The sequence below is a fragment of the Bremerella alba genome (genome assembly GCF_013618625.1).
GTDB classification, from domain to species: domain Bacteria; phylum Planctomycetota; class Planctomycetia; order Pirellulales; family Pirellulaceae; genus Bremerella; species Bremerella alba.
The window spans coordinates 54,317-71,363 of the sequence record NZ_JABRWO010000013.1 but is presented as its reverse complement, the minus strand read 5'-3'; the positions used below and the strand labels follow the sequence as shown (position 1 = coordinate 71,363).

General features: G+C 51.9%; 10 protein-coding genes. 8 read left to right on the top strand and 2 right to left on the bottom strand.

Annotated features, from left to right (window positions below):
* Nucleotides 1–3 precede the first annotated feature (3 nt).
* The 6 genes from HOV93_RS21045 (at nucleotide 4) to HOV93_RS21020 (ending at nucleotide 8,886) form a co-directional block, all read left to right on the top strand.
* A complete protein-coding gene (locus tag HOV93_RS21045) occupies nucleotides 4–2,784 on the top strand; it encodes a TolC family protein (protein ID WP_207398520.1) in 2,781 nt (926 codons plus the stop codon).
* Between the two features lie 540 nt (nucleotides 2,785–3,324).
* On the top strand, nucleotides 3,325–5,025 hold the full coding sequence (locus tag HOV93_RS21040; protein WP_207398519.1) for an efflux RND transporter periplasmic adaptor subunit: 1,701 nt from the start codon (nucleotides 3,325–3,327) through the stop codon (nucleotides 5,023–5,025).
* Nucleotides 5,022–5,765 (top strand): ABC transporter ATP-binding protein, encoded by a 744-nt coding sequence (locus HOV93_RS21035; protein ID WP_207398518.1) that lies wholly within the window; start codon nucleotides 5,022–5,024, stop codon nucleotides 5,763–5,765. Before HOV93_RS21040 ends, HOV93_RS21035 begins: the two co-directional genes overlap by 4 nt.
* 19 nt (nucleotides 5,766–5,784) lie before the next feature.
* Nucleotides 5,785–7,113, top strand: a complete 1,329-nt coding sequence (locus HOV93_RS21030) for an ABC transporter permease (protein ID WP_207398517.1) — start codon at nucleotides 5,785–5,787, stop codon at nucleotides 7,111–7,113.
* 114 nt (nucleotides 7,114–7,227) lie between these two features.
* On the top strand, nucleotides 7,228–8,388 hold the full coding sequence (locus HOV93_RS21025) for a DNA topoisomerase IV subunit A (protein WP_207398516.1): 1,161 nt from the start codon (nucleotides 7,228–7,230) through the stop codon (nucleotides 8,386–8,388).
* A 45-nt stretch (nucleotides 8,389–8,433) separates the two neighbouring features.
* On the top strand, nucleotides 8,434–8,886 hold the full coding sequence (locus HOV93_RS21020; protein ID WP_207398515.1) for an acyl-CoA thioesterase: 453 nt from the start codon (nucleotides 8,434–8,436) through the stop codon (nucleotides 8,884–8,886).
* Here HOV93_RS21020 and HOV93_RS21015 read toward each other — a convergent pair.
* Nucleotides 8,883–11,948 (bottom strand): secretin N-terminal domain-containing protein, encoded by a 3,066-nt coding sequence (locus HOV93_RS21015; protein ID WP_207398514.1) that lies wholly within the window; start codon nucleotides 11,946–11,948, stop codon nucleotides 8,883–8,885. The genes HOV93_RS21020 and HOV93_RS21015 overlap by 4 nt on opposite strands.
* A 463-nt stretch (nucleotides 11,949–12,411) precedes the next feature.
* Here HOV93_RS21015 and HOV93_RS21010 point away from each other — a divergent pair, with 463 nt between their 5' ends.
* Together HOV93_RS21010 and HOV93_RS21005 are read left to right on the top strand one after the other, a co-directional pair.
* The gene (locus HOV93_RS21010) at nucleotides 12,412–13,848 is read left to right on the top strand and encodes a zf-HC2 domain-containing protein (protein WP_207398513.1); all 1,437 of its coding nucleotides are present in this window, start codon (nucleotides 12,412–12,414) and stop codon (nucleotides 13,846–13,848) included.
* A gap of 247 nt (nucleotides 13,849–14,095) precedes the next feature.
* A complete protein-coding gene (locus HOV93_RS21005) occupies nucleotides 14,096–15,598 on the top strand; it encodes an RNA polymerase sigma factor RpoD/SigA (protein ID WP_207398512.1) in 1,503 nt (500 codons plus the stop codon).
* A gap of 6 nt (nucleotides 15,599–15,604) precedes the next feature.
* On the opposite strand, the gene HOV93_RS21000 is transcribed toward HOV93_RS21005, so the two are convergent.
* Nucleotides 15,605–16,762, bottom strand: a complete 1,158-nt coding sequence (locus HOV93_RS21000; RefSeq protein ID WP_235990751.1) for an HD domain-containing protein — start codon at nucleotides 16,760–16,762, stop codon at nucleotides 15,605–15,607.
* Nucleotides 16,763–17,047 lie beyond the last annotated feature (285 nt).

Below are 17,047 nucleotides of genomic sequence, written 5' to 3'. Positions count from 1 at the left end.
AGCATGCGAATCAATCCTTACCGAAATCAAATCAATCCTCGGACATTGCCCATCCCGTCGTGTTGGGCCGCCATGGCGTTGTTGATGAGCACGCTATTTGTGGTTGGCTGTCATTCGCCTGGGTTTTATCGTGTCCAAGCCGATGACGATGCGTACCACTTGGTTGCCGAGAAGAACAACGATCCGCGTTGGCATCTCAATCGAATCTCGATCGATCCGAACCCTCAGTCCCGCATGTTCGATCCTTTTAGTCCCGATTGCCCACCGATGCCTATGGACGATCCGGCCGCCAATCAATTCATGCATGTCGTCGATCATAAGCCGGCGTATTGGGGCTGGGAACGAGAAGGCGTAACCGACGAAGTTGCCAATCCGAACTGGATGGCTTACATGCCGTTGAATGAAGAAGGGGAGTTGGTTCTGAATGTCGATCGTGCCGTCGAACTGGCACGTCTGAATTCCCCCACATACCAACGCGAGTTAGAAGATCTTTACTTGTCAGCACTTGACGTCAGCTTCGAACGATTTCGATTTGATGCGCAGTTCTTTGGTGGCTATGAAGTCTTTTACACGGCCGATGGCCCGGTGCGAGGCGGAGGCGATTCCTCAAGCCTATTGGAAACAAATACACGCAATATTCAGATGGAAAAACTCTTTGCGACCGGTGGCCAGTTGGTGGTTGGATTCGCGAATAGCATGATGTGGGAGTTTGCCGGACCAAATACCGACTCGGTAAATAGCTTGATCGACTTTTCACTGGTACAACCGCTGCTGCGTGGTGGTGGACGCAAGGTCGTTCTCGAGAACCTCACCCTGCAAGAACGTAATTTGCTCGCGTCGGTTCGCGATATGGAACGATTTAATCAGTCGTTTTATCTCGATATCGTCGCCGGGCGTGGGCTGACAGCTGGCCCACGCATTGGTGGAGGGCTTCCTTCTACCGGGCCAAACGGGTCCTTTGGTGTCGGTGGATATTACGGTTTGCTGCAGCGGCAGCAGACGATTCGCAATCAGGAGAGCAATATCGCTTCGCTACGAAGCAGTCTTGCACAGCTCGAAGCATTATTCGAAGCAGGGCGAATCGATTCGTTCCAGGTGGAACTTACGCGACAATCCTTGTTTCAGACGCAAAGCTCTTTGCTGTCCAACAAGACTCAGTTGGCCAATTCGCTGGACCAATTCAAGATCGACATGGGGTTACCGCCTGAGCTGAATGTTGAGTTGGAGCGAGATCCATTCTTCGAGCAATTCAACTTGATAGATCCAGCGTTTACACCGGTAACCAACAAGTTGAACGATATTCAGATCACCGTGGGCAATTCCATTCTGGAAGTCCTGCCAGATCCTGAACAGTTCGACCCAAATCAACCAGTTGAGCCGGTCCTGGTATGGGATGAAGAAGTGGAAGCACGGCTCATAGCGGTACAAACACTCACTCAACAGTTAAAAGTGATCTTGCAACTGGTTCAGGAAGATTTCTTTCCATTGGTCGAACAAGACGTCTTGCGTCTGGAAGAAGCCCTGCCGGCTCGGATCGAGAATCTTCAAGAGATTACAGAGAAATTGGCAGGGTATAGCGAGAACGTCCAGGACGAAACCGTATCTGGGGGCGTGCTCAGTACACGCCGGCTGGAGGAACTGCCACCCCAACTTCGTAGCGTGTTGAGTGACCTGAAAGTTCGAATTGCCCGTCACGACGCGATACTGGACGAAATCAACACTGAAGTAAGCCAGTTGATCGAAGACGGCCCGACATTGCAGCCTAAGCAACTGTATGGTCAGGCAAAGATCGCTGTGTTTGATCCTGTGCCCGATGAGATTACGACACTTATCTCAGATGTCTTAGGATTATCGCTGGTGCAAGCGAGAGCCCGAGCGGAAACCGTATCGCTCGTCCCAGTTGATATTTCTTCGGATACCGCGCTCGATGTCGCTCGTGTCTATCGACTCGACTGGATGAATGCCCAGGCGGCCTATGTCGACTCATGGCGAAACATTCAAGTCGTTGCGAACGATTTAATGAGCGATCTCGACATCGTTTTCACAGGAGAGCTTGGCAACATTGGGGATAATCCGGTCAAGTTTAATAGCGACAACGGTCGCCTTCGGGCAGGCCTCGAGTGGGACGCCCCGCTCACGCGATTGGTGGAACGAAACAACTACCGCGAAGCTCAGATTCAATACCAGCGAACGCGGCGTGACTATTATCAGTACCGCGACTTCATCAGTCAGGGGCTTCGCGATACCATCCGGACGCTCGACTTGAATGACATCAATTTCGAGTTGCGACGGGCTGCGGTTCAGGTTGCAATTTCCCAGGTCGAACGCACTCAATTGCGATTGCAGGAACCGGCCAAACCGAATCAAACCAGTCAACAATTCGATTCCAGCACGGCACGTGACTTGTTAAACGCGTTGGACAGCCTTCTCTCGGCTCAGAACGACTTCCTTTCGGTCGGCGTGAATTACGAAGTTCTGCGACGCGGTCTCGATGTCGATATGGGAACGATTCAATTGGACGAACGAGGCGTTTGGGTCGATCCAGGACCGGTCGAAGGTTCGTACTGGGAGGAAAAGTTGCAGGAGATGCAGTTTGAACACGATATCCCGGAACTATCGGAAATGTCCGATCTGTCATCTGGTGTCCCTGAGCAGATTGAATCTTCAGGTTCGTTGCAATTGGATGTCGACGGAGCGGAGCCGATTGAGCTGCCGCGACCGGCAGGCGATCTTAAGCCGACCCGCGTCGAAGCGATCGACCCGCGACTAGAACCCCCTAAATAGATTGTTACTGAGCGACAATGGCTACGCTAAGTTGCCTATGCTTCCCTGAGTGTTGAGGGTGGCATTCATGTCTGGTGGGTCGTAAATGCTGAATATGGCAAGGGTTACTTAACAGGCTGATAGCCGTTCTAACAATCTTTTTAGAATTGTCAGAATCTTTCGAGGCTTGGCGGGGTTTCATCTAAGTGAAGTACTTCGGGAGTCGATCTAGTCCAAATGAGTTGTAATCGATCTTCTGTTTTTTGGTAACTACCTTCTGACCAATGGGTTAGGAGGCATCGATATCAAAAAAAGCGGCAGTTTTTGAGGTTATCCTCGGCTCATTGTTTGGTAAACTAATTAAATGCCTTCCTGGCATGCTCCCAGCCTTCTTCAGATTTATGCATGGAAATCCATGGTTAGGTCCATGCATCCTACCTTCATCGAGAAATTTCCATGGTTAGCTTTCAGTCTAGTTTGCTTCGTTCGTTAAGAACTCCTACTCTGCGGTTTCGACATCGTCGACTTGCACGTAGAGGCTATTTTGCCAAGGCAGCTATTGTGTGCCTCGTCATTGCGGGGGCTGCTGGCGCCTACTTCTACACCGCCGGAGATAAGACACAGATCATCGAAGATGAAATGTTTCATCAGGCAACGGTGGGCAATTTTGTTCACGATGTCGTCGAAAAAGGCGAAGTCGAGAGTGCCCGGAATGTGGATGTGATGTCAGTCGTGCGTGGCTACCGCGATTTGAATAACTTCGAAATTCTCTGGGTGATTGAAGAAGGGAAAATGGTTGAACCAGGCGACGTCTTGGTTCGGCTCGATTCTTCGGCCCTGGAAGAAGAAACCAAGCTTCAGCGATTAGACCTCAGCGGATCGGTTGCAGGCCTGGCAAAGTCTCAGAACGAACTGGAAGCAGCCCAGATCGCGATGACCGAATACGTCGATGGTTTGTTCATTCAAGAGAAGCAGGAGCTTGAGGCCGAGATCGAGTTTGCAATGGAGACAATGCGTCGAGCCGAAGAATATTATGCCTACAGTTCCCGCCTGGCTGCCAAAGGTTTCGTGACTTCATTACAGTTGGAAGGCGATAAGTTTGCCGTCAGGAAGGCTGGCTTGGACCGAGACAACGCCATGCTTAAGCTGAAGGTGCTCATCGAGCAAACCAAAGAGAAGAAGATCAAAGAACTCGAGAGTGCTATTGGCGTCGCCAAGGCAGACTTAGAGTCGGCGAAAGAGCGAAATTCGATCGAGCAGAAACGCCTTGACTTCTTCCTAGAGCAGATCAAGAACTGCACCATCACGGCGCCAACATCAGGTCAAGTGGTATATGCGAATGAACGTGGCAATCGAGAGGCTTCCGAGTTTATTGTCGAGCCTGGTAGTACCGTCCGTGAACGCCAGACCATCATTCGTCTGCCAGATTACACCGCAATGCAAGTTCATGTTTTGATTAATGAGTCGCGGGTGGCACTTGTTGATGTTGGAATGAAAGCAACGATTACGTTGGATGCGTTTGACGGGTTAAAGCTGACAGGAACCGTTTCTAAGGTGAATGAATATCCGGAACCAATCAGCCGCTTTGGTGCCCAGGTCAAACGATATGCCGCCGTCGTGACCATCGATGGGACACCTCGACAAATCAAGCCTGGCTTGACGGCCAACTGTGCGATTCATATCGAGAAACTGAACGATGTCCTGATGGTTCCTGTGCAGTCCGTTTTCCCTTATGGCGATGACTACTACTGCATGGTTCGCAAAACTGCCGAGGAAATCGAACCGCGGAAAGTGGATGTGGGATCAAGTAACAACCGGTTCGTTGTGATCAACGATGGGCTTGAAGCGGGAGAGTACGTTTCGATGAGTCCTCGCCGTTTGATGGATACCGTCGACATGCCAGAACTCGCTCCTGAGCAGCTTAATCCAAACGACCAAGAGGATGGCAATCCAAAAGGGCGACAAGGGCGAGGTAACCCTGCTCCTGAAAAAAGTCCAGGTCAGGGAGAACGGACGGGCAACGCAACGCAATTGGTTGATCAAGTGCTAAAGAAGTTCGACGCCAACAACGATGGTGTCCTCTCGTCGGATGAATTGGCGGCCAGTGGTGATGAAAAATATACCAACGCTGACCAGGACGGGGACGGCATGATACAACGCAACGAATTGATCGCGGTGACCAGTACCGATGAAGCTCTGGAGGAAGATCCCGTAAGGATAGCTGAAGATCAATCGCCGCAAGCAGTGGGGGGAGCTCAGTGAATTACGCCACGCGCGTAGTTGACCTCAAGAAGATCTATCACCTCAAAGGCGAAACGGTTCACGCACTGCGAGGAATCAACTTCGATGTTCCTGAGGGTGACTACGTATCCATCATGGGAACATCCGGTAGCGGCAAAAGTACGCTACTGAACATGCTCGGGTGTCTCGATCGCCCCACTTCGGGTCAGGTTGTCCTGGGTGGGAACGATACAAGCAAGCTATCCGACGATCAGCTCTCACAGCTTCGAGCGTCGCGGATTGGTTTTGTTTTCCAGTCGTACAATCTTATTCAGCAGCTAACGGTAATCGAGAATATTGAAGTTCCTCTGTTCTATCGAGGGAACGTCACGTCAGCTGATCACAAGCGTGCAAGGGAACTGGCCCGAATGGTTGGGCTGGGCGATCGCACGGGGCACCGTCCGACTCAGCTTTCCGGTGGACAGCAGCAGCGTGTGGCGGTCGCTCGAAGTCTGATTAACAACCCCGACTACATCCTTGCCGACGAACCGACGGGCAACCTCGATTCCAAGACGACCGAAGAGATTTTGCAGCTATTTGAAACACTCAACGATCGGGGGCGCACGATCATTCTCGTGACCCACGAAGATGATGTGTCGCACCATGCCAAGCGATCAATTCGCTTGATGGATGGACGGATTCAGGAAGATCACGCGATCGAGAATCGTCGGTCAGCGAACGCCCACGGTACGATGGACACTTCGGCACTTAATTTGGCTTAATGCACAGGAACGCGGTCCGATGCTTGGGCTAAGAATTTGGAAACTTGGAATCAAGAGCTTGTTACTGCACCCGATGCGGTCACTGCTGACGATTCTTGGTATTTTCATTGGCGTCGCAAGTGTGATTTGGTTACTGGCCATCAGCGAAGGAATTAGTGCGAAAGCCCAGCAGCAAATTGAAAAGTTGGGTGCCGAAAATATCATCGTTCGCACGGTGAAACCTCCTTCAGAAGCTATCTCAGAACAACGCGGTCCTCTGACTTATGGGCTGAAGCGAGACGATTGGAAGTTGTTGGAAGAAACGCTGCATTCGGTCGAGACAGCCACGCCCATTCGAGAAATTAGACGCCAGTTTCGACACGGCCCCAATACGGTTAATGGTCGTCTCGTTGGTTGTACGCCGGCATATGCCCGGTTAAATCATTTGGAGATTCAGCCACGCCGAGGACACTTCATTACGGATGTCGAAGTCAAGAATAAGACGAATGTGTGTGTCTTGGCTTCTGAAGTCGCCGATACGTTGTTCGGTTTTGAAAAGCCAATCGGAAAGGCGATTCATGTCGACGACGATATTTATACGGTGGTTGGGGTGCTGATGCCCAAGGCAGCAACAGCTGCCGTCGGAGGGAGTTTGTCTGGCCAACAATTCGACAAGGATGTTTACATTCCGATCAGCACTCTCTGGCAACGCATCGGTGATCATATTGTGATGATCGAGGGGGGGACGTTCTCCAGAGAGATCGTCGAGCTGAATCAGGTCACGTTGAAAGTAGCTAAGGCCGATCAAGTCATGAATACGGCTGATCTGGTTCGTGAGAGCTTGCAGAACCACAATACACTTCGTGATATCTCAGTGGTGGTTCCACTAGAACTGTTAGAACAGGCCCGGCAGACGAAGTTTATGTTTATGGTCTTCATGGGCCTGATTGCTGCGATCTCGCTGCTAGTGGGAGGTATCGGCATCATGAACATCATGCTGGCCACCGTGACCGAACGTACCCGCGAAATTGGCATTCGCAGGGCCTTGGGGGCCAAGCGGGGAGATATCATCCGTCAATTCCTGGTCGAGACGATCGTCCTTTCTGTGGTGGGTGGTCTGACGGGGGTTCTGGGTGGGCTTCTTTGTATCCCTGCCGTCGACTTGGCTCGCTTTCTGGCGAACTCGTATGATCCGGCATTGGTAGCACAGCTTCCCGATTCGATTCGAGATGTAAGCCCCCAGATCGTACCGCTGTCGATCCCCTTGGCCTTTGGGATATCGGTGCTTGTGGGCGTTGTTTTCGGCCTTTATCCAGCAAGCCGTGCTGCCGATCTTGACCCAATTGAAGCGCTTCGGGCAGCCAATTGATCTGAGCCTGGATGCCCATTCTCGGATCGGCCAAAGTGCGTTATCCTGATACATTCTTCGCGATACGGATATTTTCTCTAAGCTCTGTAACTTTAGACGATCAGGCGGCAGCGGATGGCCAAGAAGAAAGCCCCCAAAAAGGTAGCACCCAAGACAGATAACAAGGCGAAAGTTGATCTATCGAAAAAAGATGTTTACACGCTAAAGCAGATTGTTGGTCTGGCCGACAGCGTGGTCTCTGCCGCGGGCCGCGTTCGTGATCCGAAGATGGACATTCCGACGCGAAGTCTCTCGAACGTGCGTTACAACAAGACGCAGCGTATTATCGAGATGGGCAAGAATACCACGGGGCGTCAACTCTTCAATTTGAACCAAGCCAAAAGCTACATGCAGACGATGCTCGTTGGCAGTGGCTGTAAGAAGCTGATCGACGAGGGCAAATCGACCAGTATTCGAGGTCTCTACTACCTGCTCAAGCATACCATTGCTGGGACGAAAGAAGAGACCTTCGCTGATCAGGCCGAAAGCGATCCGGTCATCGAAGACGTTGAAGTGTTGCTGAACGTCCTTCGTGAGGAGCTGCACTTGTACGCTCAAAAGAAAGGGGACATGGTCGGCAATATCGTCCTTCGCGATAAGGGAGATGAAATCGACTGCTCGCGCATGGGAAGTGGCGGGTATGGGATTCCGTCGATCGTCGAGCCGGAAACGATTGAGTTTCTGAAGTGTGATGCTAAATTCGTCCTGCATGTCGAAAAAGGTACGGTTTGGCAGCGATTCAATGAAGACAAGTTCTGGAAGACACATAACTGTATCCTGACGCACGGAGGGGGGCAGCCATCACGTGGTGTTCGGCGATTGCTATCTCGATTAAATAACGAGCTCAAGCTGCCGATCTACTGTGTGCTCGATAACGACCCGTGGGGGTATTACATCTACAGCGTCATCAAGCAAGGCTCGATCAACTTGGCCTATGAATCGAAGCGAATGGCTGTGCCAGAGGCCAAGTTCATTGGGCTGCGTTCGATTGACTACGAACGCTGTAACCTTTCGCCTAGCGTTCAGATCACCTTGAATGATTCTGATCGGAAGCGCGCCAAGCAGATTGCCAGTTACCCTTGGTTCGAGCAAAAGAAGTTGTGGCAGAAGGAAATCCAAAAGATGCTCGATAACGGCTTCAAGCTGGAAGTCGAAGCATTGATCAGCCAAGGCGTAAGCTATGTGACCGAAGAATATGTTCCGGCGCGTTTAGCAGAGCGTTCGTGGTTGGACTAAGCTATCGCTCGAAGTAAATGAGACATCGAGACCATCGGAGAAGTCATGATCGACCGTAGCGACCTCCCGCCGGAACTGGCAGAATTTCCTGCCGTGGCCCAGGTGCCGGTTCAATGGGGAGACATGGACTCGTTCCAGCATGTAAACAATATTGTCTACCTGCGCTGGTTCGAGACTTCTCGCGTCCGCTACCTGGAAGTTTCCGGTCTGAATCCCATTATGGAAGCGACCGGCTGTGGGCCGATTCTGGCTTCGGTGCACTGCAATTACCGAAAGCAACTTCGATATCCGGATACCGTCCTCATCGGTGCGCGGATGGTAAAGCTAGGTGGGACAAGCATGAAGGTCGAGCACGCTATCTATAGCGTTACGCAAGGTCATGTTGTCGCTGACGGAGAGTCGGGTGTGGTCTACTTCGATTATGCAAATCAGCGGCCGATTGTTATTCCCGAAGACGTGCGAAAACTGATTGCCCAAACCGAAGGCCGTGATCTCTAATTGTTTGCCTCGATGGCTTGAGGTTGGCCGCGATTCTGCTGCCAGTTTCTCGGTCCCCGTTGTCCGTTTGGATTAGGCTGGGGGCCGCCAGGCTGTCCGTTTTGGTTTTGCAGCTGCTGTTGTTGGGCTTGTTGCGGATCTTGTTTTTCCAGCAGGCGATTCATAAGTTCTCGAAACTTGTCTCCGCCAACGCCAGTCTTCAAGTTGACAACCCGCACGGTGGATACTTGTTTGGCGGATTCGTCGATTCGTTTCACCATATCCATCACAAGCTTCATCAGGTTCTCTCCTTCGGTCGAGACCAGCAGCGTGTTGGAAATGTCATCCACGCCGATCGATAGCTTGCCGCGAAACGCAGATCCACTGCTGCGAGAAACATAGTCGCTTGCCGAACGCTCGTCCGATTTTTCACGATCGCCCCCTTGTTGTTGAGGAGCTTGCAGAGACTTGTCGTTTGACGAGAGGAGATCGCGAAAGACTTCCTTGACCGATTCTGCGATAGCCGATGCCCTTGAATAGCGGACGGCGTAGGTCGCATTGAGGCGTTTTGTTTCTTCGACAACGGGCTCAGGTTTATCGTAAAGTTCGATCAATTCGCGAATGGTCACCAATTGCTCGGCGCTGGCGTTTTGAACGAGGATCGTATTGGTATCGATGTCCGGTAGGAATTTAATGGGAGCTCTCTGCGACAACCGACGCGGGTCTTCTTTTTCATCCGGCTGGTTGTAGCTCAGGAACCAAGGTGTCCGGGAAGAAGTGTCTTCCTCCTCTTTTTCCTCGAAGAAGTCTTCCAAATTCCACGACACATAAAGGGCCGGGGCATGTTTAAGTTTGAAGATTTCGTAGTCCTTGGGAGGTGGCGTCATCTCTAAGAGAATATCTTCTAGCAGATCCAACACCGCCGGGTTTTCCGACGCCAACGTCATCCGACCGTTTTCGTCGATTTGAATCACCACTGACTGGTCCGCATTAGGTTTCTTTTCTTCGGTGCTGGCCTGTGGAAAGTACTTCTGCTTTAGCTCTTCCTGGGTAAGGCCTTCTATTGGGTTGTCGTCGGCAATGCCTGCGTCTGGAATCTCTTTGTCAGTCGGGACCTCTTCTTTTTGTGTGGCGACGGCTAAATGGACCGGCACGGTAATGCCTTGGCGATGATTCACCGAGCTATTTGCTTCCTCTTTCTTTTCTTTCGTCTCATCCGTCTTCGTTGGTTCCGGTTCGATCTTTTCTTTTGGCTTTGCTACTTCGACTTTCAGCGTTGCAGGGGAAACTTGTGGCCAGACCTCTTTCAGCTTTTTGACCAATTCCTGAGCCGACTGGCTGGAACCCATATCAAGTGTACGCAAGCGGCCTCGCTGTGAATCGCCCCCGGATGGGATCTCGCCTAGTTGGACAAGCAGATTTTCGACCGCTTCAAGTTCGATATCGTTGGCCCAGATCAGTAGGCGGTTGTTGACAACATCGGCATCAACACGGAATTTGTCGTTGCTCTTGGTTTCCTCTTGCTGCCGGCCATAGCCGTAATAGGAATAGTATCCTCGCCGTGAATTGCTATCGTCTTCTTCTTCCTCGCTTCCCATCATGAACTGAATCGAGCCGGCAACATAATCGGCCTGAAGTCGACGAAGACGGATCACTTTGAATTGGCGCCCTGTACCGTCCAGCTTGCTAATAAGCGCTTCGATGGTAATTTGATCCGCTGGCGTCGCGTAGGCGATCAGGGCTTTGTTCTTGTCGTCGGTGACCAACTGGGTGGTGGGATCGAGATTTCCCGCTTGCAGCAGCATCGCTTGAAGCGCCTTCGGATCCAACTGGGCGAGACGATACACTTTCACGCGTTGAAAATTGGCACCGATGGTCGCACCTGGTTGCGGGGGAACATCGAACATTTTGACCGCCTCTGCGATGACTACAAGCTTGTCTGGCGGGGCGTTTGCGATGATGCTGTTTTGCCGAGAATTAATTACTAGATGAATGTCATCCGGCGTATTCGACCGTTGACGAGCCTTGTTGCCTCCGCCTTGTTGTTGTCGTTGCATCTGCTGCATCATTTGCTGCTGCATTTGTTGCATCTGCTGCATCATCTGCGGATTCATGGCCGCCATTCCGCCACCGCTAGATTTGTTCATTCCCAGCAGCGATTGAAGCTGAGACATCACCTCTTCGGCTCGCGTATAACGAAGGAAGAACTCGTGGACTTTGGAAGATCGAACCTCTGACGATTGTTCTTCCTGCAGCACATGCTGAATCTCTCGCACGTTGGAGGCAACATCTAAGACTTCCAGGCGGTTCGAGGTAGCCAGGGCCGACATCGATCCATGCTTGCTCAGCATGGGTTTCAGCTCTTCCACAGCATCTTCGGCCATTAACCAACTGAGCGGGAAGGAAACCTTGACGAATTCGTGCGCGTCACGATGGCGCAGGTCTTCCGAATGGACTCGGGGAACGCGAGCGGGATTGAGTCCTTCCAACTTTGCAACCACGAACCCTTCCTGCTGCTGCAAGATGGTATAGCCGCGGGTCATCAAACGTTCATTCAATAGGTCGCGGACTTCGTCCACGCTGTAAGCTCGTTGGGTCGTGAGATTCAGATAGTCGCCAGGCAATTCTTGCCAGTCCAGGCTGGCATTCGAGATATCGGCCAGCCAGTCTAAGACATCGGGCCAAGCTTGACCTCGGAAATTGAAGCGGACCATGCCACGTTCGTCGGGACGAACCTTTAACTCTTCTGGATCTGAAGGTTTTTCTGGTTCATCTTTGCGCTGGATGGGGCCTTTGTTGCCTTCCATAGGGTTGTCACCAGACTTCGCACCATCCTTCTTTTCGTCTGGCTTAGTCTCTCCCTCTTTAGGTGCCGACTTGGTTCCTTCTGGTTTTGGTTTTTCTCCGCTTGGGGAAGGACGCGTACCGCGCGCGGAGCCTTCCGGACGCACCTCTGCTGGCCCAGACTGAACTTTTGGATAAACATCTTGCTGTGCACTAGCAGTTTCAGGGACGCCAGCGTTCAAGAGAAGAACGAGGCACAATCCGACACAACGAGATGCAGGGGCGGGCCGAAAAGTCATGGGCTTCCGGTTGGGATAAGGACTGAGATGGGAGGCCGACGTGTGGTTTGGGACGGACCTCATTATCTTTTGTTAGTCGATTCGGTTCAAATAAATTGCCAGGAAATTCCCCTAAATTGGAGTGGTCTCGAATTCCCCGGTCATAGGCCATTACGTAAGACGAACGAAAAAGTGCTTTGGATTCTTGATTGGTTCTTGTGTGTTCGTCAGAAGACCTTACTTTAGAGGCAAGCTGGGAAGAAGGCGTAGTTCGTGCGATGTCAGTGCTGTCAGCTAGTCAATCAAAATGACGGAAGTTTTGGGCTGGATTTGCGGAACTTTCATGGCTACAAGGCCATCTACATTTTTGGACAACAATTCTTACGATGTTGTGATCCTAAGTCTGCAGGCCTAACTCTATTAATAGAAATAGGTTGCAGCAAATTAAAATTAGTCGACACGGCCGTTTAGGTGGCTTAGAGCAATGAATTTGCAACTCAATGACGAACTTCTTTCGGCTTTCCTGGATGGGGAAGTTTCAGAAGAAGAACGTTTGCAAATTGAGTCGCAGTTGGCCAACTCCCCCGAATGGCGTGGTCGCTACCGACAGTTGGTAGAGACCGTTAATGCCGTACGCACCTTGCCGGAAGTCCCTTGTCCAGCGGACTTTTCTCAGGGGATTCTGGCTCAGATCGCGCAGCGTCAGCAGGAACATGGGCAGCAGGAACACGATTCCGTCGTCCCCGGAGTCTCCCTGGCAACTTCTTCGGATCGTTCGGTTGCCAATCGTCGTCGTCAGCAGGACTCTTCGTACGCATTGGCGGCGTGGATTGCGATCGCGGCCTGTCTTTTGATTGCGGCGGGCTTGGGAATTACTTATCAGTCTGGGTTTTTTGGCTCAGGCAGCGATCCAAGGATCGCCCATCGTGATTCTGTTCCGCCCACCGATTTGAAGCCGAACGTTAATCCTGATGCAGCTGGCGAGACGCCAACCATTGAAAATCCGACCGAACAGCCGAAGTCCTCCCCCTTCCCCACAGTCGAGGAGCTTGCAAATGGCCAGGGGAATTCTCCTGCGGAAGTCATCCCCATGGATGATCCGACGATGGAACGGAGCCCAATCGGTATACGGGTAAATGTTCGTAACAAACCAGGAGAAATGCCCAAACCTGCTTCCACGATGAAACGACCAGGCTCGCTGGCCCGAAGTGTTTTTAATCTCGATCCTCAGGAAGATCCCGAATTGGATCGTATTGAGTTAGTCAATTTCAAGCAGGATGAAGTTATCGAAGAGGTTTCTGCCTGGGCCGATCTCAACCAAGATAGTCAGATTTCTGATTCGGAGGCGCAGCAGGCCTGGTTCCGCTTCACGCAGACCGAAGGGGCTGTTCCGGCATTAAGCGAGGAGGCTTTAATTGCAATCGACCAGGACATGAATCAACAGATTTCGATTGCAGAGTTTCATCTTGCCGTCGCCTCGGTGCGTTGGAACGGCAGCGAATCCATCCGCAAAATTTGGTATCGTTTGGATGCTAATGTAGACGGCGTGTGGTCGCGTGAAGATTTTTCTGCGAATGCTCGCTTTGTCACTGTGAATGCTCCGCCGCTCTTGCAGTGGCACGCACTGGTGGATCGTTCTCGAGATGGCAATGTGTCGCGTCTGGAATTCGCTCTGTCGTCAGACCAAATCCAGCTTGTGCTTAAGGGTTGGGAGCAGAAGATACTCAATCCTCAGTCGTATGATCAAACAAAGTCGTTGTTGAGCGAATTCGATCGAGACGGAAACGGACAGCTGGCAGGTCGCGAATTGATGCGATTGAAGGAGAAGCATGAAACGCTTGCTCCTAGGCTGGAAAACGTCGGCCGTAATGGTCTCTCAGCTTACGAACTCTACTTGGTCGTCGAAGCAGAGAACCTCTAGTCCTTGAGCGATGGGCTCCAGGGGTTGCTCTTGGAGTTTGTACGGATTGCCGTGCAGAGTCAGTGGTCTGGGGATTTCGGGGGGTGAAATCCTTTCTTTGTGAGGCGAGCTGCATAGAATGACGCTGTGCGGCAGATGAGGGCCAGATCTCGTCTACTACGACATTGCGGAAAACCACGTTGGATATAGATGTTCGTCGGACGAATATCCAGGCAGTCTATCCAGCCAAAGGGGAGAAACGTCGAAGATGAGCAAGGGAAGCGGCAGTACCGTGGGCAGTCAAGAAGAGCACGCCTACGCCGATTCCTTATCAAATGCCGATCCGCTTGTGCCAAGTCGAAAAAAAGCTCAGGAGGAGTCTTCTATCGATGGGTTAGAAAAACGCCAGGCCCCGGATTCCGAATCACTTCGTACCTATCTCGTCGAGATGGGAAAGATCGCCCGACTGACTCCACAGCAAGAGCAGCATCTTACCCGACGTGTCGCCGAAACGCGTCGCGGCTACCTTCGCCGATTATTTGGTTGTGGAATAGTGGCGACTATGGTGTGTGATCTCTTGGTCGAAGTCGCTCAAGGCAGCCGGCGGCTTGATCGCACGTTGGAAGTTACCATCAGCGGCCCAGGCCAGAAAGCGAAACTGCAAAGCAATGTTCGCGAGGCCATTGAGCAGCTCGCAGAGTCGTCGCATCGTAATCGCTACGATATTTCTGTGGCCATGCGTACCGAAGAAGAAACACCTCAGCGGCGTGAGCGTGCGGTCCAGCGCCTTATGCGCCGCCGCCATGCAATTGCTTGTCTTCTAGAGTCACTAGGATTGCGAGAGAAATTCTTGCCGGACTGGCAACGTAAAATTGAGCAGGCACTTGAATCGCTTGATCTATCGGTCGGCTGTACAGCAAGGCAGATGTTCGACATGCCGGTCTCTCCAGAGGCGTTGGAGATTTTTGAGCTCTATCAAGAGACGCCGGGAACACTCGCGTTTCAGTGGCCAAAGATTCGTGAGGCGCATGAAACGTACTGTCGTGCAAAAAAGGAACTAGTCGCTGCGAACTTGCGTCTGGTGGTTTCCATTGCCAAAAGCTATCGAAATCGTGGCCTGAGCTTTCTAGATTTGATTCAGGAAGGAAATGTAGGTCTGATTCGAGCCGTCGAAAAGTTCGACGTGTCACTCGGTTTCAAGTTCGCCACCTACGGGACTTGGTGGATCCGCCAAGCGATCCTGAAAGCCATTGCCGACCAGGCAAAGTTGATTCGAGTGCCGGCGAGAATGCAGGAGCGGATTCAGAACGTACAATTGTCCAAAGCTCAGTTTCGCCAGGAAGAGAATCGCGATCCAACGATCGAAGAAACGGCAAGTCGCGCCAAGGTAACCGAACGGGATGTTCTGCAGGCCGACGTGCTGATGCGTGGACCGATGTCGCTTGATTTAAAGTCTTACGACGACGATGATTTTGCCGATATGCTGCCGGCGCGAGATGACTTTTCAGGACTCTCGGAAGCAAGTCGCGAGACGGTCCAGAAACTACTGGCGAGTGTCTTTAGTGTCCTAACGCCACGTGAGCAAGAGATACTGTGCCGGCGATATGGCATTCCCGATGGCCAAACGCAAACATTGGAAGAAGTGAGTCAGGCCTTTTCACTGACCCGCGAACGAATTCGGCAGATCGAGATTGCCGCCCTGCGGAAACTGCGAAAGTCGAGTGCTTGCGCAGGGCTAGAAGATTGGATTGACGATCCCGTTTCTCTTTAGTTTCGCTCACCACGCGTCGCATTCATACGAAAGTTGACGCAGGTAGTCGATTGCTTCTTCCAGTTCGGACGTTTCTACGCCAACTTTTCTGCCTTCACGATCACAGCGTGCCAATAGGACTAGCTCTTCATAATCCTCAGACTCTTTCAAGCGGCGTTTGGCTCTCGCTCCGATTGTGCCGTCCACAACGAGTGCGGCTTCCATGTGATGTGCAATGAGCCAGTATGTTCGTTCTGTTATATCCTCCCCGAGTGCTTCTAGGCCTGCTAGAACGTGATCGTGTGGATCAATTCCTTTTCCGACGTCATGCAGAAGGGCGGCTAGCAGGAACTCTTCATCGTAAGGCAAGTGGTCTCGAGCCAGGTCGAACACTTGAAGGCTGTGGTAAAGTGCGTCTCCTTCTGGATGCCATTTAGGGCTTTGCTTGACGTTTTCCAGAGGTAACAGCAAAGCCTCGAACTGAAGAAAGCGATCGACTTGATTTTCGACCGCGGCTAATCCTTCCGAGTATTCGATCTCGTTGTACGACTCTGCTAGAAAATGATCGAACTCGGCAATGCTCATGCGTTCTTGCGGTTTGCCGGTGATCGAACTTTTGGAAACAGCCGAGGCATCCTTCGTTGCCCGGACGGTGAGTTCAAAAGGATATTCTTCGCGAATATGAATGTGAGTATAGATGCCTGCAGCGCCTGGTTTGTTGACGTGCTTTCGCTGCACGTCGTAGCGAATCCCTTCGGCTTCCAGCGTAGCAGTAACTGCCGACATGCTGTCGCTGAAAATATGGAGATCGATATCGGATCCTTTGCGGACGTGCCCTGTCAGAACGCTCCCGACAATTTTAGGGCGAAAACGCTCGAGAATTTTCATCATCCGCAGCGCTTCCAGACGCATGGTTAAAAGGTTGTCGAGTCGGGTATCCCCCTCAAACATTCGGGCCATCGACTGCACTTCGTCACGAATCTCAGCGTTCGTGGGAAGGTCGGCTTCCTTGACCCAGCCTCGTTGGACTCGCCGGGCTGCTTTCATCTTGGCATGGTAGTACTCAGATTCCTGGCGGTCATACAGCATGCGCGCAGCCTGATGAGCAATCTGGCGACGCAGTTTCGACGGTAGTGACATAGAGATGGTCAGCTTGGTTCGGCTGACAAGTCGACGAGTTTTCATGGTCAGAGCGTTCTGGCCGACAACAGAACGGCTATCAGTATTATACACAAACCATGTAGAAAGGTTCGCGGTAAGAACAAGGGGTCGACTAAAAGGTAGGCTACGTCGCACCGCGCCGATCCGGCAACCAGGTGCCCTCTCCCGACAACCAAATCACCGGCCGGCAACGGTGCGCACGTCAGCCGCAAGATAGCTCCTCGCGACAGCAAAGGCGGCATGATCCTCGCTAGGGTTGTCTCCAGGTCGTTCGCCAATCGGAACTTTGGCCCTATTAGCCATGGTGGA